The organism is Alcaligenes endophyticus (assembly GCF_026344035.1).
Taxonomy (GTDB): Bacteria; Pseudomonadota; Gammaproteobacteria; order Burkholderiales; family Burkholderiaceae_B; genus Alcaligenes; species Alcaligenes endophyticus.
This window is the reverse complement of sequence record NZ_JAPKND010000005.1, coordinates 152,882-176,011: the sequence shown is the minus strand read 5'-3', so window position 1 is coordinate 176,011 and position 23,130 is coordinate 152,882. Positions and strand designations below refer to the sequence as shown.

General features: G+C 50.3%; 22 protein-coding genes. 11 read left to right on the top strand and 11 right to left on the bottom strand.

What is annotated here, in order from left to right:
• The first annotated feature begins 282 nt into the window (after positions 1–282).
• The gene (locus tag OSH01_RS10850) at positions 283–1,293 is read left to right on the top strand and encodes an AraC family transcriptional regulator (protein WP_266124120.1); all 1,011 of its coding nucleotides are present in this window, start codon (positions 283–285) and stop codon (positions 1,291–1,293) included.
• Between the two features lie 63 nt (positions 1,294–1,356).
• Complete coding sequence (purT, locus tag OSH01_RS10845) at positions 1,357–2,562, top strand: formate-dependent phosphoribosylglycinamide formyltransferase (protein WP_266124119.1); 1,206 nt, start codon at positions 1,357–1,359, stop codon at positions 2,560–2,562.
• A gap of 132 nt (positions 2,563–2,694) precedes the next feature.
• On the opposite strand, the gene OSH01_RS10840 is transcribed toward purT, so the two are convergent.
• The 4 genes from OSH01_RS10840 to OSH01_RS10825 form a co-directional block, all read right to left on the bottom strand.
• On the bottom strand, positions 2,695–4,041 hold the full coding sequence (locus OSH01_RS10840; RefSeq protein ID WP_323177992.1) for an alanine/glycine:cation symporter family protein: 1,347 nt from the start codon (positions 4,039–4,041) through the stop codon (positions 2,695–2,697).
• 250 nt (positions 4,042–4,291) lie between these two features.
• Positions 4,292–5,719 (bottom strand): amidase, encoded by a 1,428-nt coding sequence (locus OSH01_RS10835; protein WP_266124118.1) that lies wholly within the window; start codon positions 5,717–5,719, stop codon positions 4,292–4,294.
• Complete coding sequence (locus OSH01_RS10830; protein WP_266124117.1) at positions 5,716–5,946, bottom strand: hypothetical protein; 231 nt, start codon at positions 5,944–5,946, stop codon at positions 5,716–5,718. The genes OSH01_RS10835 and OSH01_RS10830 overlap by 4 nt, the downstream gene beginning before the upstream one ends.
• A gap of 4 nt (positions 5,947–5,950) precedes the next feature.
• Positions 5,951–6,919: a Bug family tripartite tricarboxylate transporter substrate binding protein gene (locus OSH01_RS10825; RefSeq protein ID WP_266124116.1), complete on the bottom strand. Its 969-nt coding sequence runs from the start codon at positions 6,917–6,919 to the stop codon at positions 5,951–5,953.
• Positions 6,920–7,024: 105 nt separating this feature from the next.
• Between OSH01_RS10825 and OSH01_RS10820 the strand changes: the two genes are divergently transcribed.
• Entirely contained in the window at positions 7,025–7,933 is a 909-nt protein-coding gene (locus OSH01_RS10820) for a LysR substrate-binding domain-containing protein (protein ID WP_266124115.1), read from the top strand.
• On the opposite strand, the gene OSH01_RS10815 is transcribed toward OSH01_RS10820, so the two are convergent.
• Positions 7,930–8,682 carry a GntR family transcriptional regulator gene (locus OSH01_RS10815; RefSeq protein WP_266124114.1) on the bottom strand — a complete coding sequence of 251 codons (753 nt, stop codon included), beginning with the start codon at positions 8,680–8,682 and terminating at the stop codon, positions 7,930–7,932. The genes OSH01_RS10820 and OSH01_RS10815 overlap by 4 nt on opposite strands.
• Positions 8,683–8,922: 240 nt before the next feature.
• On the opposite strand from OSH01_RS10815, the gene OSH01_RS10810 reads away from it, so the two are divergent.
• Genes OSH01_RS10810 through OSH01_RS10780 form a run of 7 tightly spaced genes read left to right on the top strand, consistent with a single transcriptional unit; the run spans position 8,923 to position 16,316 of the window.
• A complete protein-coding gene (locus OSH01_RS10810) occupies positions 8,923–9,891 on the top strand; it encodes a tripartite tricarboxylate transporter substrate binding protein (RefSeq protein ID WP_266124113.1) in 969 nt (322 codons plus the stop codon).
• Positions 9,888–11,051 (top strand): acyl-CoA dehydrogenase family protein, encoded by a 1,164-nt coding sequence (locus tag OSH01_RS10805; RefSeq protein ID WP_266124112.1) that lies wholly within the window; start codon positions 9,888–9,890, stop codon positions 11,049–11,051. Before OSH01_RS10810 ends, OSH01_RS10805 begins: the two co-directional genes overlap by 4 nt.
• Positions 11,048–12,268, top strand: a complete 1,221-nt coding sequence (locus tag OSH01_RS10800; RefSeq protein WP_266124111.1) for an acyl-CoA dehydrogenase family protein — start codon at positions 11,048–11,050, stop codon at positions 12,266–12,268. The genes OSH01_RS10805 and OSH01_RS10800 overlap by 4 nt, the downstream gene beginning before the upstream one ends.
• Positions 12,265–13,380 (top strand): acyl-CoA dehydrogenase family protein, encoded by a 1,116-nt coding sequence (locus tag OSH01_RS10795; protein ID WP_266124110.1) that lies wholly within the window; start codon positions 12,265–12,267, stop codon positions 13,378–13,380. The genes OSH01_RS10800 and OSH01_RS10795 overlap by 4 nt, the downstream gene beginning before the upstream one ends.
• A complete protein-coding gene (locus OSH01_RS10790; protein ID WP_266124109.1) occupies positions 13,377–14,168 on the top strand; it encodes an enoyl-CoA hydratase/isomerase family protein in 792 nt (263 codons plus the stop codon). Before OSH01_RS10795 ends, OSH01_RS10790 begins: the two co-directional genes overlap by 4 nt.
• Entirely contained in the window at positions 14,165–15,334 is a 1,170-nt protein-coding gene (locus OSH01_RS10785; RefSeq protein ID WP_266124108.1) for a CaiB/BaiF CoA transferase family protein, read from the top strand. The genes OSH01_RS10790 and OSH01_RS10785 overlap by 4 nt, the downstream gene beginning before the upstream one ends.
• Before the next feature lie 4 nt (positions 15,335–15,338).
• Positions 15,339–16,316 carry an NAD(P)H-dependent flavin oxidoreductase gene (locus tag OSH01_RS10780; RefSeq protein ID WP_266124107.1) on the top strand — a complete coding sequence of 326 codons (978 nt, stop codon included), beginning with the start codon at positions 15,339–15,341 and terminating at the stop codon, positions 16,314–16,316.
• A 109-nt stretch (positions 16,317–16,425) separates the two neighbouring features.
• Here the strand turns inward: OSH01_RS10780 and pap are convergent, their stop codons facing one another.
• The 6 genes from pap to OSH01_RS10750 all read right to left on the bottom strand — a co-directional run bounded on the left by pap (position 16,426) and on the right by OSH01_RS10750 (position 22,444).
• Positions 16,426–17,976, bottom strand: coding sequence for a polyphosphate:AMP phosphotransferase (pap, locus tag OSH01_RS10775; RefSeq protein WP_266124106.1), 1,551 nt, complete (start codon positions 17,974–17,976; stop codon positions 16,426–16,428).
• Between the two features lie 82 nt (positions 17,977–18,058).
• Complete coding sequence (locus OSH01_RS10770) at positions 18,059–19,078, bottom strand: zinc-binding alcohol dehydrogenase family protein (RefSeq protein ID WP_266124105.1); 1,020 nt, start codon at positions 19,076–19,078, stop codon at positions 18,059–18,061.
• A 270-nt stretch (positions 19,079–19,348) separates the two neighbouring features.
• Positions 19,349–20,263 carry a c-type cytochrome gene (locus OSH01_RS10765; protein ID WP_266124104.1) on the bottom strand — a complete coding sequence of 305 codons (915 nt, stop codon included), beginning with the start codon at positions 20,261–20,263 and terminating at the stop codon, positions 19,349–19,351.
• Entirely contained in the window at positions 20,263–21,612 is a 1,350-nt protein-coding gene (locus OSH01_RS10760; protein ID WP_266124103.1) for a cytochrome c, read from the bottom strand. Before OSH01_RS10760 ends, OSH01_RS10765 begins: the two co-directional genes overlap by 1 nt.
• Positions 21,613–21,902: 290 nt before the next feature.
• Entirely contained in the window at positions 21,903–22,229 is a 327-nt protein-coding gene (locus tag OSH01_RS10755; protein ID WP_266124102.1) for a type II toxin-antitoxin system PemK/MazF family toxin, read from the bottom strand.
• Entirely contained in the window at positions 22,226–22,444 is a 219-nt protein-coding gene (locus tag OSH01_RS10750; RefSeq protein WP_266124101.1) for an antitoxin MazE family protein, read from the bottom strand. Before OSH01_RS10750 ends, OSH01_RS10755 begins: the two co-directional genes overlap by 4 nt.
• 252 nt (positions 22,445–22,696) lie before the next feature.
• Here OSH01_RS10750 and OSH01_RS10745 point away from each other — a divergent pair, with 252 nt between their 5' ends.
• A complete protein-coding gene (locus tag OSH01_RS10745; RefSeq protein WP_266124100.1) occupies positions 22,697–23,017 on the top strand; it encodes a hypothetical protein in 321 nt (106 codons plus the stop codon).
• Positions 23,018–23,130 lie beyond the last annotated feature (113 nt).

Genomic DNA, 23,130 nt, shown 5'->3' with positions numbered 1-23,130 from the left:
CTCGCTGAGCGCCAGAATGGGTGTGGAAACCTGAGTATCCACTTTGTCTCCTTGGGGCAATCAATACTTGCCCATTTATATTTTGCCAAGCACGCCATTTTTATGACGTCTGACTTTTTATGTTTTTTGATCGTGTGTTTGCGTACTGCATTGTAAAACACCGATCTGTTTAGTTATTCTATGTCACTAGCGCCCGTACATGAATGACAGAGCAAGACTAAAACTTTGCAATTTCTGCCACTGGTTTGGGGCTTTCTCCCATTGATTTTTTGGTGCATTTCCATGAAATTCGAGACTCAAACTATTTCAGTGCGTTTTGTTCAGGCGCTATTGAGCAATGTGGTGACACGCACCGACTATGACCCATCCTGGTTAAGCAACACTGGATTCGCTCCAGAACTCCTTAATTTGCAGGGCGCTCGTATTACGATGGAAAAATTTGCAGAGCTTTATAGAACCTTAGCAATACATACGGACGACGAAACGCTAGGCATGTTTTCTTTGCCTTTACGCAACGGCACGCTCAAATATTTGTGCCTGTGCATGCTCAGTGCACCAGTACTCAGTGTGGCATTAAACCGATTTTGTAATTTTTACCGCTTAATCAATGTCGACGTGCAATTCGAGGTGAGTCACACGCCTGAAGGTCTGGTGAGAATCGCTCTGCATGAGGTAGGCCACTTGGGTAGCTCGCGTGTCTTGGCGCTAGAGTTGATGTTGATGTTGGTACAAGGGGTATCGTCATGGATGATTGCCAAAAAAATACCTTTCGTTCGCATCTGCTTTCCTTTTCCTAAGCCGGAGCATGCGGCCGAATATAAGCATTTGTACCCGGGGCCCGTCTATTTTAACGAACCGACCACAGCCTTATATATGGACCCTGCTTATATGAACGAGCCCATTCGACAAGACCAAAACTCGTTACGAAAATTCTTGCGTAATGCTCCCATGAACTGGTTCTATTTTTTAGAAACCGAGCGGCCCAACACTTATCGCGTCCGCAGCTATCTTACAGAACGTATGGGCCAACCGCTTGGCTTAGAGCAGGTCGCCAGCGCCTTACATGTTTCCACGCGTACCCTTGCTCGCCGTTTGGCGGATGAAGGCAGCAGCTTTCAACGCATTAAAGATACTCTGCGACGCGACCTTGCGGTGGAATTGCTGAATAAAACACGCATACCGGTCGCTGACATTGCTCATAAGCTGGGTTTTGAGGATGCCACGGCGTTTAACCGAGCCTTTCGTCAATGGACAGGCAGCGCACCAGGAGCCTATCGAAAGCGCTTACAATAAAAGGGCAGGGCAGAGTGCTAAAAAACCCGTCTTGCTTTTACTCTTTTTATCAGGATTATTCTTATGAGTCTGCTGGGTACCCCTTTATTACCAACGTCAAAAAAAATCATGTTTCTAGGTGCCGGCGAACTGGGCAAAGAAGTGCTGATTGCCTTACAACGTTTGGGGGTAGAGACCATAGCGGTCGACCGCTACGATAATGCTCCGGGTCATCAAGTGGCTCATCATGCGCGCACCATTAGCATGAGCGACCCACAACAATTGCGGCAATTGATCGAACAAGAGCAGCCCACTCTTATCGTGCCTGAAATTGAGGCAATTGCCACCCAAGTACTCGAGGAGTTAGAGGCCGAGGGTAAGGTGCAAGTCATTCCTACGGCTCGTGCAGCTCGCCTCACCATGGACAGAGAAGGCATACGTCGTTTAGCAGCCGAAACCCTAGGTGTGGCCACTAGCCCGTATCAGTTTTGTGATAGCTTAGAGCAGCTACAGGCAGCCATTGATGGGGGAATTGGCTATCCGTGTGTGGTCAAGCCCTTAATGAGCAGTTCAGGCAAAGGGCAAAGCAAAATTAGCACACCCGCCGATGTAGAAAAAGCCTGGAATTACGCGATGGAAGGAGGGCGGGTTAGCCAAGCACGAGTCATCGTTGAAGGCTTTATTGATTTTGACTTCGAAATTACCTTGCTAACCGTTAGAGCACGCAACGCGCAAGGCGAGACTCAAACGCACTTTTGCGAAGCGATTGGTCATAAGCAGGTGGACGGAGACTATGTAGAAAGCTGGCAACCGCAAGCCATGAGCAGCAAAGCACTAGAGCAAGCTCAACATATCGCTAAAGTCGTTACCGACAACTTAGGTGGCTTAGGATTATTTGGGGTAGAGCTTTTTGTGAAAGGTGATCAGGTATGGTTTAGCGAAGTAAGCCCGCGTCCACATGACACCGGCATGGTAACGATGATTACGCAATGGCAGTCCGAGTTCGAGCTACATGCCCGCGCCATCTTAGGTTTGCCCGTCGATACACGTCTAAAAAGTCCGGGCGCCAGTGCCGTCATTTATGGTGGTGTGCAGGCTCAGGGCGTAGATTTTTTACAGGTAGAGCAAGCCTTAAGTATCCCCCAAACAGACATCCGACTATTTGGAAAGCCCGAAAGCTTTGAGAAGCGTCGTATGGGGGTAGCCTTAGCTTACGATGCTAACGTGGACAACGCACGCACTACGGCCAAGAAAGCAGCCAACCTTGTGCAGGTGGTCAAGCGCGACTGATAGCGAGTTGTTTAAGGTGGATCAGCGCAGTTCGCGTTAGCGGACTCATTTTTATCATTGGTGTTTTACCGGCGTTTAGCATTTATGCGGTCACTGACCTTAAGTCGTGACCGCATGCGTTTGAATTATGTATTAACGCGGTAACTCGCCGGTATCCAACTTATTGAAGAAGTCTTTGGTTTGGCGAACCACTACACCCGACAGTAGTAATAGGGCTATCAGGTTAGGAACGGCCATTAAACCGTTGAAGGTATCGGAAGCTGCCCATACCAAGTCCAGGCTAGCAACCGTGCCCAGCATAACCGAGGCCACATAGACAATGCGATAGGGAATAATCATTTTGTCGCCTAACAAATAGGCTGCGCATTTTTCACCGTAGTAGCACCATCCCAAAATGGTGGAGTAAGCAAAAAACACTAAGCCAAAGGTGACCAAATACCCCCCCCAGCCGGGGAGCAAGGCATTAAAAGTGTGCGTGGTTAATGCCGCGCCCGTTTGTCCACTGGTGTACATGTTACCCATGACCAGCACCAAACCAGTAATCGAACATACCACGATGGTGTCCAGAAAGGTTCCTGTCATGGAGACTAGCGCCTGACGTCCGGGATGGTCGGTTTTAGCCGCTGCGGCTGCAATCGGTGCGGAACCCATACCGGCCTCATTGGAAAACACCCCGCGCGCGACACCATATCGTATGGCCGCACCGACGGCACCACCAGCAACAGCTTCACCGGTAAAGGCATCAACAAAAATGAGTTTGATTGCCGGACCGAGTAGCTCCAGATTCAAGCCAATAATAATCAAGCCGCCTAGCACGTAGATTACAGCCATGACAGGCACAATAACAGAGGCAACACGAGCAATACTTTTAATACCGCCTAGAATAACCAGGGCCGTTAATACGGTTAGCACGACACCCGTTAGCATAGGTGCTACGCCAAAACTGGCCTCGATCGATTGAGCAACAGAGTTCGACTGTACCGAGCTACCTATACCAAACGATGCCAGTACAGCAAACAGAGCGAACAGTACTGCCAACCATTTCAGCTTTAAGCCTCGCTCGATGTAATACATGGGGCCGCCTGCCATTTCCCCTTTACTATTTACAACGCGATAATGCACCGCCAAAATACCTTCCGCGTACTTGGTGGCCATACCAAAAATAGCGGTTATCCACATCCAGAATACGGCGCCCGGGCCACCTAGCACGACGGCTGTGGCCACACCAGCAATATTGCCGGTACCAATCGTGGCAGAGAGTGCTGTCATAAGCGCAGCAAAGTGAGATACATCCCCGGGTTTGTTATCTTGCCCCGGGGGCTTACCAAAGGCCTGCCGCAGAGCAAATGGCAATTTACTGAACTGTATTCCTCGTAACAAAACAGTCAGCCATACGCCTGTACCGACCAACAAAATAAGCATGGCGGGTCCCCAGACCCAGTTTCCTAAAGTATTGAATAACGCTTGTAAGGTATCCAAGCTCGTCTCCTAGTTATACCCTGTGTGTTGCCTTGAGTTGTATAGGCAAAATCGTAAATATACCCTGATCAAACGGGAGAGTCGAAAGATTCTTAGCGCACCAAGGGGAAGCACTACTAAATGATGATGATTGGCGAGATTAAGTCACTCATTTCCTCAAAAAGGGAACGCTAAATACCAGGTTAAAAAAAATGCCCCCGCGGCCTGAAGGCACGGGGGCAGGGATATTTTTCTTACAACGTCTGTTGTATCAGGGCGAAGCGTGTGCACTCTCTTTCAACTGACGCATTAGTTGGGATGGTTTGAACGACCAGTCAAGCAAGAGGCTTAGATGATGAGCGACGGAAAGCAGACGGGACTCAGCATAGGGGCGTCCAACTAATTGAACTCCCACAGGCATGCCACGACTGTCTAGCCCCATAGGCATAGATACCACCGGTAAGCCTAGGTAGCTGAAAGGACGTGTCAGGCGTGTCAAACGAGGAACCAGATGGTGCACCTGGCCCTGTGCCTCCATATCGATATCCTTTATCAAGGGAGTGCAGATGGGTAGAGTGGGGAGCAATAGTACATCTACTTGTGCAAATGCTTGCTGTACAAAGCGTTGCATCAGTAAAGGACGCAACTGTTGAGTTTCGATATAACGAGTGGCTGGCAATAACAAACCGGGCTCGGTACGCGTAAATACCCCTTTGGAGTACTGCTCAGGCTGGTCAGCCATGCTGGCTGAATGCACTTGCGCGGCCTCGACTTTGGAGAGCACATCGCCTAAAGCATAAAGCTGTTGCCAGTCATCGGAATGGCGATTGACTAACTGCCCCCATTTGCTTGAAGCTAGGCTAAGTAAATGCTCAAAGCAGGTCTGCACATCCTCATCAATATCAGTACCGGTCTGAAAAACACCGAGACGGCTGCCTTCATGAGCCTGCTCCAGTCCAGCTACGTAGTCCGGTTTGGGTATCCCCATAGTGTCTGAGTCATAGGGATCTGGGCCTGCAATCGTATCTAAAACAATGGCGCAGTCTTTAGCGCTGCGCGCCAACGGTCCGAGTACGTCGCTAGATGCTGAACGGGGGAAAGCGCCATAGCGAGATACCCGTCCGAACGTAGGCTTGACACCAAACAGCCCATTTAACGCCGCAGGAATGCGTACTGAACCGCCTGTGTCAGTACCTAAGGCGGCGTAAACGCTTCCTGTTGCGACCGCGACCGCGGAGCCACTGGACGAGCCGCCCGAGATATACGCTGCATTCCACGCGTTGTGGCAATCACCTAAAAACACGTTGTTGCCTGATGGGCCAGCAATCACTTCGCTCAGATGAAGCGTACCAATTTCGATAGCGCCTTGTTCTTGCAAGCGACTGATGGCGGTGGAGTCTATATGTGCCGGCTGACGCTGTAGCGGCGAACCCACCCCCATAGTCTGCCCGGCATGGGCAAGGCAGTCTTTATGGGCCAAGGGGATACCCTGCAAGCGCGTAGTAACAGGCTGGTTTTTTAATGCTTGCGCTCGAGCCATCGCAGGGAAACTATGGATTTGTACGAACGCATTAGTGTAATGGCGTACCTCGTGCGCGCGCTCTAGAGCATGTTCGACCAGCTCCACCGTATTCACTTTTCCCTGCTGTAAGGCCTGATGGGCTTGGTGCAGATGCAGGTCTAAGACGGAATCACTCATGCTTTTTCCTCTTGGTTACTGCTGTCTTGCTCGCTAAGTAAAGCGGCCTGAAAACTGATTAAAGGCTGTATAGGGTTAAGGTGCGTGGCCGCCATGGTTTGTACGGCCTGGTTGATGCGTAGGATCTCTGCTTGTATGTCCTCAGCCTGGGCGCGGCTGGTTATTCCATATAGGCGCTCAAGCTGGTAGGACAAAGACTGCAGATATCCTTCCTGTGTAATGGACATAGTGTTAATGGCTAACATCTGCTTGTTGCACAATGGCAGGCCAACGGGCTACGTCCGTCTCTACTATTGTGCGCAAAGCATCGCGTGAATCAGGTTTAACCATCAAGCCTTGCGCGCCAAGTAATTTAACGATTTCAGGGTCATTCAAGGCATTATTTAAGGCTTGATGCAAGGTTTCAAGTTTTTCGGCATCCACACCGCTGGGGGCGAATAGGCCATACCACACATCAATATTGACATTGGGATAGCCTAGCTCGGCCACGGTAGGCGTATCGGGCAAGGCAGCACTGCGCTGAGCGCCGGTAACGGCTAAGGGGGTCACGTTTTTGGACTGCACCTGCGGCATGGCGGCAGCAATCGAGGCAGCATAGAGCGAAACCCGATTTCCCAGCAGATCAGTCATAGCGGGACCGGCACCTTTGTACGGAATATGCTGCATCTTGGTGCCACTTTCTTGTTCAAGTAGTGCGACTGCCAAGTGTGAAATACTGCCTACACCGGGTGAGGCATAATCAATTTTTTCAGGTTGAGCCTTGGCCGCTGCCAGGGCGTCAGGCAAATTCTGATAGGGGCCCGTAGCATTAGATACGATCAGCAAAGGAGTTGTCGCCATCAAGCCGATGGGCTCAAAGTTTTTAATCGGGTCCCAGGTCACATTAGGATAGATGGCGGGGGCGATGGCTAAGGTATCGAGCTGACCGATAATTAACTCATGACCGCTGGGCGTAGAGCGCGCTACGTGGCTCATCGCAATGGTGCCAGCGGCGCCAGGACGGTTTTCTACAATAATGGTCCACCCCGTTTGCTCGGCCATTTTATTAGCGATGCTGCGAGACAAAAAGTCTGTCCCGCCTCCCGGAGCAAAGGGTACGTTGATACGAATAGGCTCGGACGGAAAACTGCTCGCCCAGCTAGAGCCAAAAGTCATCACGCCGCACAGAGCGGTCGCTAATAGGGTAGGTTTGTTCAACATGTGTCAAGTCTCCAGGGGTTTTATGTCTATAACTTCATTCTAGATAGCATTATTTATAGCGTCCAATATAATATTATTTAGCTATTTATATCCTGTGAGCTAACAATGTTAATTGATCCACGTCTTGCCCACATGTTTTGTGTTCTGGCGGAAGAGTTGCACTTTGGTCGTGCGGCCAAGCGTTTATTTATCAGTCAACCCCCCTTAAGTCAGGCTATACGGCAGCTAGAAGAGGAGTTGGGGGCAGAGCTGTTCATACGTACTACCCGTTCCGTCAGCCTCAGCCGGGCCGGTCAGGCTTTATACCCTGAGCTACGGGATCTAGAGGCAAAAACGATGCAATTAAGGCAGAAAATCCGCGCCTTGGGGGAGGGCAAGCAAGGGGTGGTTAATATGGGTATCACCCCCTCTGGCATGTATTCCAATTTTTCTGGTCTATTGCGCCATTTGCGGCATCATTTTCCGGCAGTCGAATTTAATATTGTTGAGTCCAGCACACACCTGATTCATGAACAAATCAGAAATGGCAGTCTAGATATAGGCTTGATCCGTTTACTCTCGCCTATCCCTGATTTGGCCAGTTGCTTGTTGTACCGAGAGCCTTTATGTATCGCAGTGCCCGCCGATCATCCTTTTGCTCAGCGGCACAGTCTGAGCCCTCATGAACTGAACCAAGCCGATATGATTATGTATGATCCGCGCCTGTCGCCCTATTTTTTTAATTTGGTGAATCGTTGTCTGGCGCAGCATCAGATAAGCGTCAACCCGGTGCAACAAGGCATGTTGCCAACGATTTTATCCTTAGTAGAAGGCGGAATAGGAGTAGCGTTAGTGCCGTCTGTCTTTTCTCGTTATCGCCTGATGCATTTGCATTATCTACCTTTGGAGGGCCCCCAAGAACACTTGGCCGAGCTCAGTATGGCGTGGCGTCAAGATGAAAGCGATCACTTACTCAAACAAGTGATCGCTACGTTAGGCCAGTACCCTTATGCCGATGGCTTGTCGGCTGCCTAGCGACGGATAATAGCTCGATAGGAAAACTGATCGGGCCGAAAATACATTTCTGCAAAAATAAGCGCTTTGCCAGACAAATCATGTGGAACAAAGCGTATGCGTAGTAAGGGGCTACCGCTAGCAATTTCTAGTTGACGAGCGCGCACTTCGCCGGCTGTCACGGCGCTGGCTTCGATATGAGTACTTTCCAAACGAATATGACAATCGGACTCTAGCAGGGTCATCACGTCTTCATTGTCTAGGTCTGCTTGTAGTAATTGTTCGGCTAAGGCACAGGGCGCTACGATCCGCCCTACGGTAACCGGCGTGTCGTTTACTAGCCGTAATGATTGAATCGTAGTCAAGACTGTCCCCGCAGGTACCTTTAAAGCATCGCTGATTAGCTTAGAGGATGGCGCTTTGCGGACGGATAACACTCTACCTTGGGCGACTTTACCTCGGCTACGCATGTAATCGAAAAAGCCGCTTAGCATGCCAAGCCTAGGGGCATTGGCTGGGCGCGTCACGAAACTGCCTTTTCCGTTAATGGTCTCAATCAGTCCATCGCTTTGCAATGCCGATAAAGCCTGACGAACAGTGATCCGGCTAACGCCAAACTGCTGTTGCATTTTCTGCTCTGAAGGTAACTTCTGCCCAGGAGCCAAACGTAGCTTCAAGATATCCTGCCGCAAACATTCTTTAAGCTGCTCAAACAAAGGGATATGAGCAGTAGGGTCTAAGGGTCGAGAGGGAGAAATTGATAAGCGCATAGTTGTTTAGTTTTAAGCACAAGCTTATATGATAGCTCTTTATTCTGTTTTTTAGTTTTATTTTCAAGAAGAAAATTAATTAGCTATATATCAGATGCTTATCAGAAACAAATTAAGTAACAAACAAACCTGTCATAACAGGTATTGACAGTCTTTTTGAGTCAAACCTATCATGACAGCAATGCCACATAATTAAAACTAATGGCAGTTAAATTGACGATAATATTGGGAGACAAGACAATGCTAGGTGCTTTATTTTTCTGGCGCACGGCAGGGTGCGCGTTGGCTTTAGGGGTCAGCGCCGGTTCTGTATTGGCTTCGGGAACTTATCCTAATAAGCCAATACGAGTGATTGTGCCCTACGCAGCAGGAGGGGTAGTAGATGTTCAGACCAGAGCTTTAACAGAAGCCTTACACGAGGTGTTGGGACAAGTAGTGGTGGTTGAGGCTAGGCCAGGAGCCAGTGGCAATATCGCCGCCAGACAAATAGCGGCAGCTGAGCCAGACGGGTATACCTTAATGGTGTCGGCAAGTTTCTTAATCAACAATCCTTTACTGGAAAAAAACTTGCCGTGGAAGCCTGACGATTTTACCCCTATCGCCCGGTTCGCTTTATCAGCGAGTTATTTTGTCGTGCCCGCTAACTCTCCTGCAAATAACGTAAAAGAGTTTGCTGATCTCGCTCGTCAGGCTGTTCCTAGTTGGCAGTATGGCAACGGTGGCACCGGTACCCCTCAGACAATGTCTAATGAGTTGTTTCGGGTCGTAGCAGACATCCCTTTAGAGTCGGTAATGTATAAAGGGGCCCCTCCTATCGTTCCTGATCTGGTTAATGGCTTGGTTTCCATGGCCGTGCTGCCTTCTAGTGTCGCGATTCCCCACGTGCAGTCAGGCACTATTAGGGCTTTAGCCAATGTCAGTAATCACCGCTCAATCCAATTACCGGATGTGCCAACTATCGCCGAAGCGGGCTTTCCTGAGGTCACTACGCTTTCCTGGTATGGCTTACATGCTCCGGCAGGTACTCCCGAGACTATACTGCGAGCCCTGTCTGATGCTGTGAATAAAGCCTGCCAGACTGTTGGGTTTCAGCAGCGCATCGTTAATGCTGGCGGCGAAGCCGCTTGTATGAATACCAATGAATTCCAACAGTTCTTAGATGCCGACGCGAAGCGATGGAGCGAACTAGTCAAGGTGATACAGCCATGACAAAAAGTAGCGCAACTCCTTTTGATACGTTTAAGCAGCAATTGCGTCGTTTTATCGATGAAGTGGTGATTCCGCGTGAAACATGGCGCAGTGAAACTCACGAGCAAGCGCAAACCACAGCTCGATATTTGCAACAGCAGGCTTTAGCTATCGGCCTTGGAGCACCACAGGCCGAAAAAGCGATAGGAGGCCTAGGCCTTAACTGGGAACAAAGCTGCGAAATAATGGAAATCGCTGGGCGTAGCTATTTGGGGCCGGTAGCTTTGCAATGTGCCCCTCCCATACAGCCAGATAGTTTTGTATTAGAAAAACTAGTTAATTCAGGGCAACGACGTCTATATCTTCAGCCTTTATTGGAAGGTAAACGCCTGTCTTGTTTTGCGATGACAGAGCCGGCACCAGGGGCAGGATCTGACCCTCAAATGTTAGCCAGCCGTGCCAGACGTGCTGGCAATGAATGGGTATTGGACGGACACAAATGGTTCATCACCGGTGCTGGGCAAGCCGACTTTGCTATCGTCGTCGCCCGAACAGAGGAAGGCGTCTCTTGGTTCTTAGTCGATACGGATAATCCAGGCTTCAAATTGATTCGGGATATTCCGACTATGGAGCCCTTTGATATGGGCGGGCATGGCGAAATTATATTGGAAAACTGTCATGTGCCAGCTCAGGCACTGCTGGGTGAACCAGGGAAAGGGCTAGATTATGCGCAGTGGCGATTGGAAGGTGCGCGCTTATTCCATTGCATGCGTTTTATCGGGCTAGCGTCTCGAGCGATGGATTTGGCCCAACATTATGTCATGCACCGTGAAGCGCAGGGGCGTCTACTCGGAGAACATCAACTCGTACAGGGCATAATTGCCGATGCGCATATTAAGTTATATGCCGCCCGTATGATGACCCGTGACGTATCCAAGCGCTTGGATCAGGGCCTCTCCATACGTCATCATTCCTCTATGGCAAAGGTCTACGTGGCCGAGGCTGTTTATCAGGTGGCTGACTCTGCTGTTCAACTTTGCGGAGCCTTAGGGGTGTCTGAAGACCTTCCGCTATCCAGTATTTTACGTATGTTGCGGCCATTTAGGATTTATGACGGCGCTTCCGAGGTGCATCGTGCGGCGATTGGTCGTCGTGTTTTACATAAAGGCTTATCGGCATGAACAAGATGTTTTTTTCAGGTGATGTCTTTCAGGCAAGCGACAATCTGGACGCCTTTCGACAATCCGTGCGTCGTTTTGTACAACAGGCTCTGCCTGATGATATACGTGTTAGCAGCGAAAACGGCCAACAACTAACTGTAGAACAAAGTCGTCGCTGGAACCGTATTTTAGCCGAACAGGGATTACTGGTACCTCATTGGCCTGAGCGCTGGGGCGGGCGAGCTTGGAGTGTCGCGCAGCAAATGGTGTTTGATGAGGAAATGTCCCTTGCCGACGCTCCAGAACTGAATAGCGTTACCTTTGATATGATTGGCCCTATCCTTATTCAACAAGGAACACCCGAACAACAGGCGCGTTTTCTACCCGCCATTGCTAGCGGAGAACAATGGTGGTGTCAGGGTTATTCTGAACCCAATTCGGGCTCAGACTTAGCTTCCATAGGAACTCGTGCGATACGTGATAAGCAAGAATACGTTGTGACGGGTTCAAAAATCTGGACCTCTTATGCGCAGTATGCGGACTGGATGTTTTGCCTTGTACGTAGTCGCTTAGATGGAAAACCCCAAGAAGGTATTACATTTTTGCTGATCGATATGCAAAGCTCGGGCATAGAAGTGCGTCCTATCGAAGGAATTCACGGATGGGTGGTATTTAATGAGGTTTTCCTAGATCAAGTTCGGGTTCCCGTCCAGTTACGCGTCGGACCGGAGCATCAAGGGTGGGCTATCGCTAAGTCTTTATTGCAATTCGAGCGCCTGAAATTAGCTCGTGTAGGCGAGAACAAACGGCGTATGGCAAGAGCCCGCCTTGCCGGCTCAACACGCAAGCAAGGGGGCCAGGCAGTGTCACAACAGCCATGGTTCCGCCATCGTTATGCTGAACTGGTCGCGAGATTGATGGCTTTAGAGGCCAATGCCGCACGTTTTATTGCCCGCCAGCAAGCGGGTGAGCAGCTAGGCGAAGAGGTTTCGATGCTGAAAATGCGAGGCAGTCAACTCATCCAGTCTTGGGAAGAACTGATTGTGGAATCACTGGGCATAGAGGGGCAATTAAAGGACTCGGCGTGGATACAAGCACAGGCGCCCGCCAGCCTACCTATCGATGCCCTATCAGGCACCGCTTCAGCGCGTCGTTTCCTCGCTCGGGGATACACCATGGCGGGCGGATCTTCGGAAATTCTCCATAACATTCTGGCAAAAAAGGTATTGCAGCTATGAGTCACTTGGATGTGGATGTCCAGCAGATGCTGGCAGATAGCGTGACGCGTTGGGCCGAAGGCGTGTACACCAATGAACGTAGAGGTTTAGCCACTGCGCACGCTCATGGTTGCCCTCCAGCTGGTTGGCAGGAGCTAGGAGAAATGGGGTGGTTAGGTCTAGCTTTGAGCGAGGATTGGGGTGGCGTGGGGGGCAGCACGGAAGAAATGGGCCTGCTCGCTGAAGGCTTCGGCCGAGTACTCTTGCAGGAGCCCTACGTTTCTTGTGGGGTCATGGCATTGAGCTTGCTGAACAAGCTTGGCACAAAGGCCCTAGCTTACGTAGATAAGGAGCAAATACTAACGGGTCAATTACGCCTCTGCTTACCTATCTGGGATCCGGGTTTAGTCGGCACCGTAGGCTTGCCTCAGATGCAGGCCCACCTACAAGAAGGACAGCACTACGTACTGTATGGCAGTAAAGAGTGGATGATAGGTGTGGGGGGGGCCGATTATTATCTGCTGGTGGCCCATATAGCGAACAATTCCGATCTAGGAATTTTTTTAGTAGCCCAGAATGCTGAGGGCTTACGGTGTGAACAGGCTATTTTCTACGATGATAGGCACGCAGGACGTCTGTCGCTAGACGGCTCACCTGCTGTCTTGCTATTGCAAGATAATCCAGCCGTTGTCCTAGAGCTTTTAAACCAGGCATTACACTCAGGCATAGTCGCGTATTGCGCTGAATTAGCCGGGGTTGCCTACACAGCCTTTGAACTGACTCGGGAGTATGTGTGCGAACGTCGCCAGTTTGGACGTGCTATCGGGAGTAATCAAGTAATTCAGCATCGGTTGGTGGATTTATACGTGCTGATTGAAGAAGTACGAGCATTCTGGCGTGCTGTAGCCGGTCAACCAGATGAACGACAAGTCACTGCCTTGTTGGTTCAAACGCAGAAAATGGCTGATAAGCTTTGGCAAGAAGCATTGCAATTGCACGGGGCTATTGGTATGACCGAGGAGTATAAATTGGGGGCTTACCTGCGCCGCTTGGCGGTCGCTAGCACTTTGTTTGGTAATCGGGCGCAGCACTTAGATAGGCTAGCAGCCCTAGAACTAGAGGTGGTGGCATGAATGAGCAAGTTGTATTAACTGAGCGCCGTAATCAGGTTTTGCTCATTACCTTAAATGCGCCGCAAAAACGCAACTCCTTGCAAGCCCCTGGCTTGGTCCAAAGCCTGTTGGCGGCTCTAGAGCAATTAGAACATGATGATAGCCTAGGGGCTGCGGTCTTGACCGGGGCCGGTGGAGCCTTTTGTTCAGGGGGCGATTTACAGCAATTGTCTGCTAATACTGAACAGCAAACCCGAAAGGCTATGCAGCAGAATGCTGCTGTATACCGGCGTCTTGCCTTGAGCGATAAGTTGATCGTGGCTGCTGTGGATGGACCAGCCTATGGAGCTGGCCTAGGGCTGGCTTTAGCGTGCGACTGGGTAGTCGCGGGGAAGAAAAGTGTGTTTTGCAGCGCATTTACCCGCGTGGGAGCCATGCCAGATGCTGCATTATTCTGGTCGTTACCGGCGAGGGTGGGTATTGCCCAGGCCCGCCGCATGATGTTAGGTGCAACAGAGTTAACTGCCAAACAAGCAGGCCAATGCGGTTTAGCTGATGAGTGGAGCGACGAACGCAGCGGTTTGGAGTTAGCACTGCCTGCTGCTGCACGTTTTGCCGCAGGCCCCCGACGTGCTTTAGGTCGGATAAAAACCGGCTTGAGACGGGCACCCATGTCGATCGAACAGGCCTTAGACTTTCAATTGGATAATGCCCCTGCTTTATTTGCTGGACCTGAGTTTCAAGAGGGAGCTAAAGCATTTTTGGAAAAACGCACCCCGGTATTTAATAATGGGCAAAACAAATCATGAATCATCACGCCACTCTTGAACGAGAACAGCTCCCTTTGCATGGAAAGCGGGTAATTGAATTCGGGCAGTATATTGCTGCTCCTGCTGCCGGACAGACCTTGGCAGATCTTGGAGCTGATGTTATCAAGATAGAGCCACCAGGTGGGGATACCGCTCGGCGTCTCGGATGGGAAAAAGATGATTTTGGCCCGATGTTCTCAGCCTATAACCGTGGTAAAAGATCCGTGGTGCTCGATTTACGACAGAAACAAGATCTGCAACAGGCTTTAACCCTCATCGCTCAAAGTGACGTGTTATTACAAAATGCGCGACCAGGAACAATGGAAAAATTTGCTTTAGACAGCGTCACCGTAAGAAAAACCTTTCCTGCTTTAATTTATGGCCAAGTCAGCGCCTTTGGGCAAAATGGTGAGTACAGCCAACGCCCTGGTTTCGATATTGCCGCGCAAGCGGAAAGCGGCATGATGAGCCTGAATGGTTTCGCCGATCGTGATCCGGTACGAATCGGCTTTACTGTCGTTGACTTGTTAGCTTCTCAAGCCTTGGTCACAGGTGTTTTGGCCGCTTTGTTACGACGCTACGAACACGCCAAAGGAGCATTGGTTGATGTGTCTTTAATTGACGTTGCTGTATCAGCCTTAGCCAATGCCTGGGCCGAATATGGTCTGAATCAACGAATGCCCTTGCGGCGAGGAAATGGTCAGGCTACCGTGGCCCCAGCGGCGGAAGTATTGCAAGCCCAAGACGGCCTAATCGTGCTATCAGCCTATACAGATGCTCATTTTTCCGTGTTGTGTCGTACCATTGAGCGCATGGACTTATTGCAAGACAATCGTTTTGCCAATAACCAAGCCAGAGTCGCTAATCGCTCTGAACTTAATGCAACGCTAAGCGATAGTTTTGGCTCCATGTCCGTCGACGCTTTGGCTGCATTACTCAATAAAGCAGGCTTGGTATTTGGGGTTATACGCACTATGGATCAGGTTAAAGCAGGGCAGGGGGGAGTGTCGAACGATCTGTTCGTATCGATCACTTCTAGTCAAGGCACAAATCTAAGTTTACCAGGTCTGCCTTTTAGCTTGGATGGACAAGCGCGTAACGCCGCTCACCTCCCAGCGTTAGGTGAACACACTGATGAAGTATTAGCCCAGCTAGCCAAAGGATAAAGCAATGAGAACTCGAATTACAGAATTGTTTGATATACAGTACCCCATTATTCAGGGTGGCATGCATCACGTAGGTCTGGCTCCTTTGGTGGCAGCAGTGGCCAATGCGGGTGGATTGGGCATGATTACTGCGTTAACCCAACCCAACCCCGATGCATTAGCTAAAGAAATTGAGCGCTGCAAGAGCCTGACCAAGCGCAATTTTGGCGTAAATTTGACTTTTTTGCCTGCCCGTACCCCTCCCGATTATCCCGGCTACATAGACGTAATAATCCAGTCTGGTATTAAGGTGGTTGAAACGGCGGGAAATAATCCCGAGCCTTGGATGGAGCGTCTACAAAATGCAAACATTAAAGTTATTCATAAGTGCACCTCTGTGCGTCATGCACTAAAGGCCCAAAAAATCGGCTGTGATGCCGTTAGTGTTGATGGCTTTGAGTGCGCAGGTCATCCTGGCGAAGACGATGTGCCTAATTTCATCCTATTACCGCGAGCGGCAGATGAGTTGAAAATTCCTTTCGTGGCTTCGGGGGGGATGGCAGATGGTCGCTCTCTGGTGGCTGCCTTAGCTTTGGGAGCTGATGGGATCAATATGGGGACCCGTTTTTTAATGACTCAGGAAGCCCCTGTGCACGAGAATGTTAAACAAGCTATTTTGGCCGCCAGTGAACTGGACACTCGTCTGGTCATGCGGCCTTTGCGAAATACCGAGCGTGTGCTAAACAATGACAGTGCTAAGCGCTTGTTAGCCAAGGAGAAAGCGTTAGGAGAGCAGCTACGGTTCGAGGATATTATTCCTGAGGTAGCTGGTGTTTATCCTAAAGTGATGCAGCAGGGGCAAATGGATGCTGGTGTCTGGTCTTGCGGTATGGTGGCAGGGCTGATCAATGATGTCCCTACCGTACAAGAATTGATGGATCGCATTATGCAGCAGGCGCACCACCTCCTCCAGCAACGTTTGGCGGCGATGCTTGTAAAATAGCCCCCACTCAGGATTGCGGGAGTGTCGAAACACTTTACGTGTAATTAATCCATTTACCACCATCCCAAAATGTCGCTCGGCTAGTTGCATTTACCGGGCGACATAGCCCTTAGACCTGCTCATTAATCAATTGCGTGGGCTCGGGTTCGGTAAGTCGTAGGTAGGTGTCGCTGTGTGCATGCTGTAAAGATTCCAGCACCTCACAAACTTGTTTCAGTATTTGTATTCTTGCGGTTCGTTTATCGTTGCTGGCCACGAGATGCCAAGGCGCATAGCCGGTGTGGGTGTGATCCAACATGTCTTGGGCGGCTGTACGGTAAGCGTTCCATTTGCCGCGGTTGCGCCAATCCTCTTCGGTAATTTTATATGTCTTTAGGGGGGAGGTCTCGCGCTCCTGAAAGCGGCGCAGTTGTTCGTCTTTGCTGACGGACAACCAAAACTTAAGGACCAAGGTCGAGTTCGCCACCAATTGAGCTTCAAAGTTATTGATTTCCGCATAGGAGCGTTTCCAAGCAGCAACGGGAGCGAGTTTTTCCACACGCTCTACCAGCACTCGTCCGTACCAAGAGCGATCGAATATCGCTATTTTTTTATGTCGCGGCAGACGTGTCCAAAAGCGCCATAAGTACGGTCTCGCTAACTCGTAGGCGGCAGGAGCTGCAATCGGGTGAACATCATAGTCACGTACATCCAGCGCAGCAGTTAAACGTTTAATAGCACCGCCTTTACCCGCGGCATCCTCGCCCTCAAACAGAATAATCAAAGAATGACTCTGAAACGCTTTGCCGCGTACTGCTTTGGAGATCCGAGCCTGCCAATGTAGAAGCTCTTTTTCATAGTGCTCCTTAGACATAGGCGATTTTACTTGTTTCAAAGCACGTAGTTCCAAAGGCGGCTTTGCGAGTGGCCAGTCCAGATACTCCGGTGCCTCCACTTCTTGCGATTGCACGGGTTTCTGCATGGCGTTCAGAACGGCTTGTGCCACGGTTAGGTCGCGCGTGAAGGGATCAGCGCTAGGCACCATTACCCAAGGCGCATGAGAAGTGTGCGTCAGCGTGATGGTTTCCATCGCTGCGCGGCGTATTTGCTTGAATTTTTTCTGTACTTTTAAGTCTTTTTTGGTCACTCGCCAAGCAGTATCAGGATTAGCGAGCAAATCTTGGCAACGTTGGGCTTGTGCTTGTTGGGACGAGTGGAACCAAAGCTTAAGTATTTTTACGCCTTGGTACGCCAGCTCTGCCTCGAATTGCTTGATGACGCGCACGTAGCGATCTAGTTTAATTGGGTCGCCGTGCTTACTTTGCAACTCATTCATGAGTGCGCCATACCAAGAACCAAAAACAAGGCCTGTCTGCCCCTTGGCGGGTAGACTATTCCAGTAACGCCACATAGCAGGGCGCATGATTTCTTCTTCGGTAGGCTCGGAAAAAGCCAAGGTATGTACATGGCGAGGATCAAGCCATGTGTTCAAGGTATTAACGGCGGAACCTTTACCCACACCGTCCATCCCCGCTACGACGATCAGTAAGGCCTGATCAGCCTTTTCTAATCGTTCTTGCTGCCAATGCAATAGCAGAGGGCGCAGCTCGTTGAGCTTTTCTTGCGCCCATGCATGATCGGTGTGTGGATCTTGCTCCGCCAGTTCAAATGATCGCTTCATAATGCTGCCCGTCGTATTAAAATATGCTTACTATAACGGGCAACTGCAGAATCGAGGCAGAAAAACTAAACGGCGCAGGCGCTTACTCTCGCCAGCCTTCCAGCACCAGCTTGCCCTGAGTAGTGCCGCTTTCTAATAATGTATGGGCATGACGCAGATTGTTGGCATTAATGCTACCCAAATGTTGGCCCAAAGTGGTCTTTAGCACGCCTTTATCCACCAGCTCAGCCAACTCTGTTAGCAGTTCGTGTTGCGCCTGCATGTCGGCGGTTTGATACATGGAACGGGTGTACATAAACTCCCAGTGAATCGACACTGATTTGCTTTTAAATAGCTTAATGTCGAATGTGGTGGGGTCGTCAATTAAAGCTAGTTTTCCTTGTGGGGCGATACTAACCGCCAGTTCGCTTACGTGCTGATCGGTTTGAGTCAGGCTGGCGACCAAGTCTACACTCGGATAGCCTAGAGCTTTGAGCTCTTGTGATAAAGGCTTGCTGTGATCAATAACATGATGCGCACCTAATTGTTTTACCCACGCTTGTGTTTCAGGGCGTGATGCTGTGGCAATGACCGTTAACGAGGTTAATTTAGCGGCTAATTGCACGAGAATTGACCCTACACCACCTGCGGCTCCCACAATTAATAAGGTTTTGGCGGGCGCATCGGCAGATCGGCTCACTTGCAAACGATCAAATAACAGTTCCCACGCGGTAATTCCGGTCAAGGGCAGGGCAGCGGCTTGGGGATCACTGAGGCTGGTAGGCGCTAATGCAACGATACGTTCATCAACCGCATGCCATTGGCTATTCGCACCAGGGCGATCGATAGCGCCTGCATACCAAACCCTATCACCTGGCTTAAATAAGCTCACCGCGGGGCCAATTTCCTGCACGATGCCACAAACGTCCCATCCCAGCACCTGATATTCACCGGCGGTTACCGGCCTATTGCGACGTATTTTTGTGTCAACTGGATTAACGGATATGGCCTGCACCTGAACTAATAGATCTCGATCACGCAAGACAGGCCGTGGTAAATCCAAATCAAGTAAAGACAGGGGGTCAGAAATGGGAAGATTTTGAGTAAAACCTACGGCTTTCATCGGCAACTCCATACACAGGCCCTTTGAGCCTAAGATAAACAAGATATGCCCTGAGTGTACAGGACAGCCATGGCAGCAGAAATGCCCGATCTACTGTAGCGCTTGTAAGGTGCTATGTAAAATAGGGGGGGAGTGCTACTTGTTTATGCTTTATACGATACAGAGCAGCCTTGGATAAATGGCCGTTTAACGCTAGGCTGGCGCGGGAAAGAGCGGGGGAGTCTATACTGGCCGCTTTGCAAAGCGGCCAGTGATCAGGCGACAGCTAAACTAGTAGCGCGCATCCTTGGGTTTTTTCCCGTTAGGCCAGTCGTTAACTTTGGCTGGGAAGTCTGGTCTGGGCATGTGGGTGAAGAACTCGGCAATATCTACCGCGTCTTGGTCGTTCAGTACGCCGCCCTGGCCCCACGCACCGTGCGTGCTGACGCTCATGGGCATATTGTATTTGATGAAAGCGGCTGCTTTATAGGTTCGGGCCATTCCTGCGCCGATATTAAAGGACTCATCGCCCCAAAGCGGTGGGAAAACGATATGACCGCGCTCGTCCTTGATACCTTCACCCTCAGTGCCGTGACAAGTGGCACACTGCGCTGCATACAGTCGTTTACCGCGCTCAGGATTGGGTACTAGGCTCTCGTCTATGTCTCCCGCAATGGGAATGTCCACATATTGCCCCGCCTCAACTCCGGTGGCTAACCATTTCATATACGCCAGCATAGCCGTCATTTCTGCCGAATCCACAGGTAATGGTTTCCCATTCATTGAGCGCTGGAAACAGCCGTTGATACGTCCAGCCAGATTGATTTCTTTGCCTGCTCGAGGCATAACTTTAGGATAGCTGTAATAACTATTGATATAGTGCGCCCCAAACTCGGCTTTACCTTGTGAGACATGACAACTATTACAGTTCATCATGGAGCCCACATTATTAGGCAATAAACGCCTTGTTTCATTGAGCAAGCGCTTACCATACAGAATTTGCTCGGCATTCGCTTCATTCGAAATATCCGTGTCCCGCGGGATTTGGTAGTGACCCACGACAGCCTTGCTCGCCTTGTCGATAATTGGATAACTTTTCAAGTTTTCCCCTGTTCGAGCGGGTTTAGACACGACGGCATAGGCGACTACTGCGGTTAAGGCTAGCACCAAGGCCGAAATACCCAGAACTTTTATAGACTTAGGCATTATTGGGCTCCTGCGGGTAGAATATTAGGTGCTTTCTGATTCACGAATTGGCGGATATGTGCCACCTCAGACGCATCGACAGCGGGCGCTTGGTTAGTCCAATTGCTGCGTATATACGTCACCAGTTCGGCGATATCCTCATCACTAAGATGACGGAAAGCGGGCATAGTAAAAGCCATCGCATCCGCTTCATTGTGAGGCATTTTCCCACCTTCCAACGTAACCTGAATGACGGACTGGGGATTATTAGCGAACACGGCTGAGTTACCTGCTAGCGCAGGGAATATACGAGCAACGCCTTTACCATCAGCACGGTGGCAACTTACGCAATGCTCCATATACAACCAAGCACCGCGCGATACATACTGCCCGTCGAGCAGGGCTGCAGTCGTTTTGTCTTCTTGTTTAGGGATAACAGGATCACGCCCTTGCACCGGTGGCAACGATTTCAGGTAGGCGGCCATAGCGTGTTGGTCGGCGGAAGTCATGTGCTGCGTGCTGTGCTCGACTACATCAGACATGGCGCCAAAGGCAGCTACTTTGTCGGTGCGGCCGGTAGCGAAGAAATCGACTAACTCGGCCTCGCTCCAACTGGCCAGGCCACGGCCTTCACCGCGTAAGCTTTTAGCACGCCAGCCATCAATAACAGCACCGGATAAATAATCGTCACCCTGACGCAAACTTAGCGCCAACTCTTGATAACCTACGCCTCGGGGAGTATGGCAGGCGCCACAATGCCCAGGGCCTTCCACTAAGTATGCGCCGCGGTTTAACACAGCATCTTTATCATCATAATTAACAAACTGCTGATGAGTGGGGGCAAACAAGAACTGCCAAAAAGCCACGGTCCATCGCATTTGGAAGGGCTTAGGCAAAGTAGGTGGGCTATTTTCCTGCTTAACTGGCTCGACACCTTTCATGAAGTAGGCGTACAAAGCTTCCATCTCAGCGTCAGTCATGATTGCATAAGACGGGTAGGGCATGGCCGGATAGAGTGGAGCGCCGTCAGGGCGTACTCCGTGTTGCACTGCCGTTTTAAAGTCACGCAGAGTGTATTTTCCGATACCGGTCTCGGTGTCGGGCGTGATATTAGTGGAATAAATAGCTCCCAACGGGGTTTGCATTGCCAAACCGCCTGCATAGGGTTTGCCGCCAGGCGTCGTATGACAGGCTACACAATCAGCCGTTCTGGAAACATAGGCTCCTTGGCTGATTAAGGTTTGGTCATTCAGATCAGTGGCATCGGCTGTTTGGTCAGCCTGTCGTGCCGACACTATCCACTGCGAACCACCATAGGCAACCCCCAGTGCCGCACAGGCAAAAACAAGGGCTTTAGGCCAGAATTTCATAGCAAAGTTCTCATCGCTAAAACATCGGGAACAGAAAAAACGCTTACGCCTCATGATAAAGAACTCCATGACTTAGAAGCTTTATGTCTTTGAAGTAGGTTTGATATACCTCAAGCGTTATATAGATAAGTATATAGCTGAATTATTCTGTAGATCTATAACCGATGGAGGAGACGCATATTACTCAGTCATTATTCGACTTTACATAATATACATTATGCGATTTTTCGCAGCCGTCCTCGAGGGAGGAAAACGAGCCTGTTCAGCAGTCTTGTGCATGACTGTCCGTATTACTTAGCGATTCCCAAGAAAACAGCGAGGCACCGTTCAATTTCCACCAACGTATCAGCGTTAACAGATCCAAAGGCTTGGCCAAGCTTATCCCGTTTAACCGTCAATGCCTTATCGATCATGACTTGTGATGGTTTTTGTAAACCATTCTCGGAGTCTGGCTGAATGCTAATACGCAATAAGGGTGCGTTCACCATTGTGCTGCTCACGGGAAGTACCGTCACTGACGAATGCGCAGCGAATAAATCCGCTTGAATAACTAACGCAGGCCGAGGCTTTCCAAAATCCCCTTGCATCGCAACAGTAACTAGATCTCCACGCCTCATTCTGTCCAGCCATCAAGGTCAGCCAGAGTCTCATCCATCAAAAGCTCTGTATCCACGTCAGTTTTATCTGCCTTTGCTACCCGCAGCGCCTGACGGCGGCATTCCGCCGCAAAATCCGGCCGACGTGTGTCAGGTACCCAAAGCTGTACCGGGCGCAACCCTGCCTGCCGAAGCGAATCCCTGTGTTTCTGAACTCTTGCGTTTACGTTTGCCATCCGTACCTCCGTCACTATGCACTTATAGTACGACCATCATCCGTTACATGCAACGTGCAGCTTGGCATATACTTGTGCAGTGGAATTAAGGTATCCTAAGCGCTTTTCGTTTAGCCTACTAGTACTCTTTCAAACGCAGGCATGAATCGTTTCCTTCTCGTTACGGCACGCAAATCAGATAGACTTTGGCAGCTATTATTCTGCTTCAGTCTGCTGGCTTTTTGTTTGCGGGCGCTGATACCGAACGGCTACATGCCTACTCAAAGCGCGCAGTCTGAAACGAGCCCGTTATCGCTGAGCTTTTGCCTTCCTGCTGGAACACAATCCGTCGCTTTCGAGCAGTTTTTGCAGTCTTTGCAAGACGACACCTCGCACTCTACTGAGCAGGCCGGAAGTATACATACCTGCCCTTTTCAGCTAGCGAATGTGGACGCTATTCTGGCTGTCCCCATCGAGCTTAGCGATCTACGCTTGCCCGATGTACGCTTCGTCTTACCTGAATCACAAGCCCCACCCGTTGATACCTTACATGCAGGCCCCCCTCTAGGCCCTCGTGCCCCTCCCCTCGTGTAGTTCACACACCCCTTCCCTATTCTATATTTAATTGCGCACGCGCCTGCTAAGGCATTGTCGCGTCTACTCGCGTGTTTTGGATACGCCTAGACCGCATGCGCACTAGTGAACTT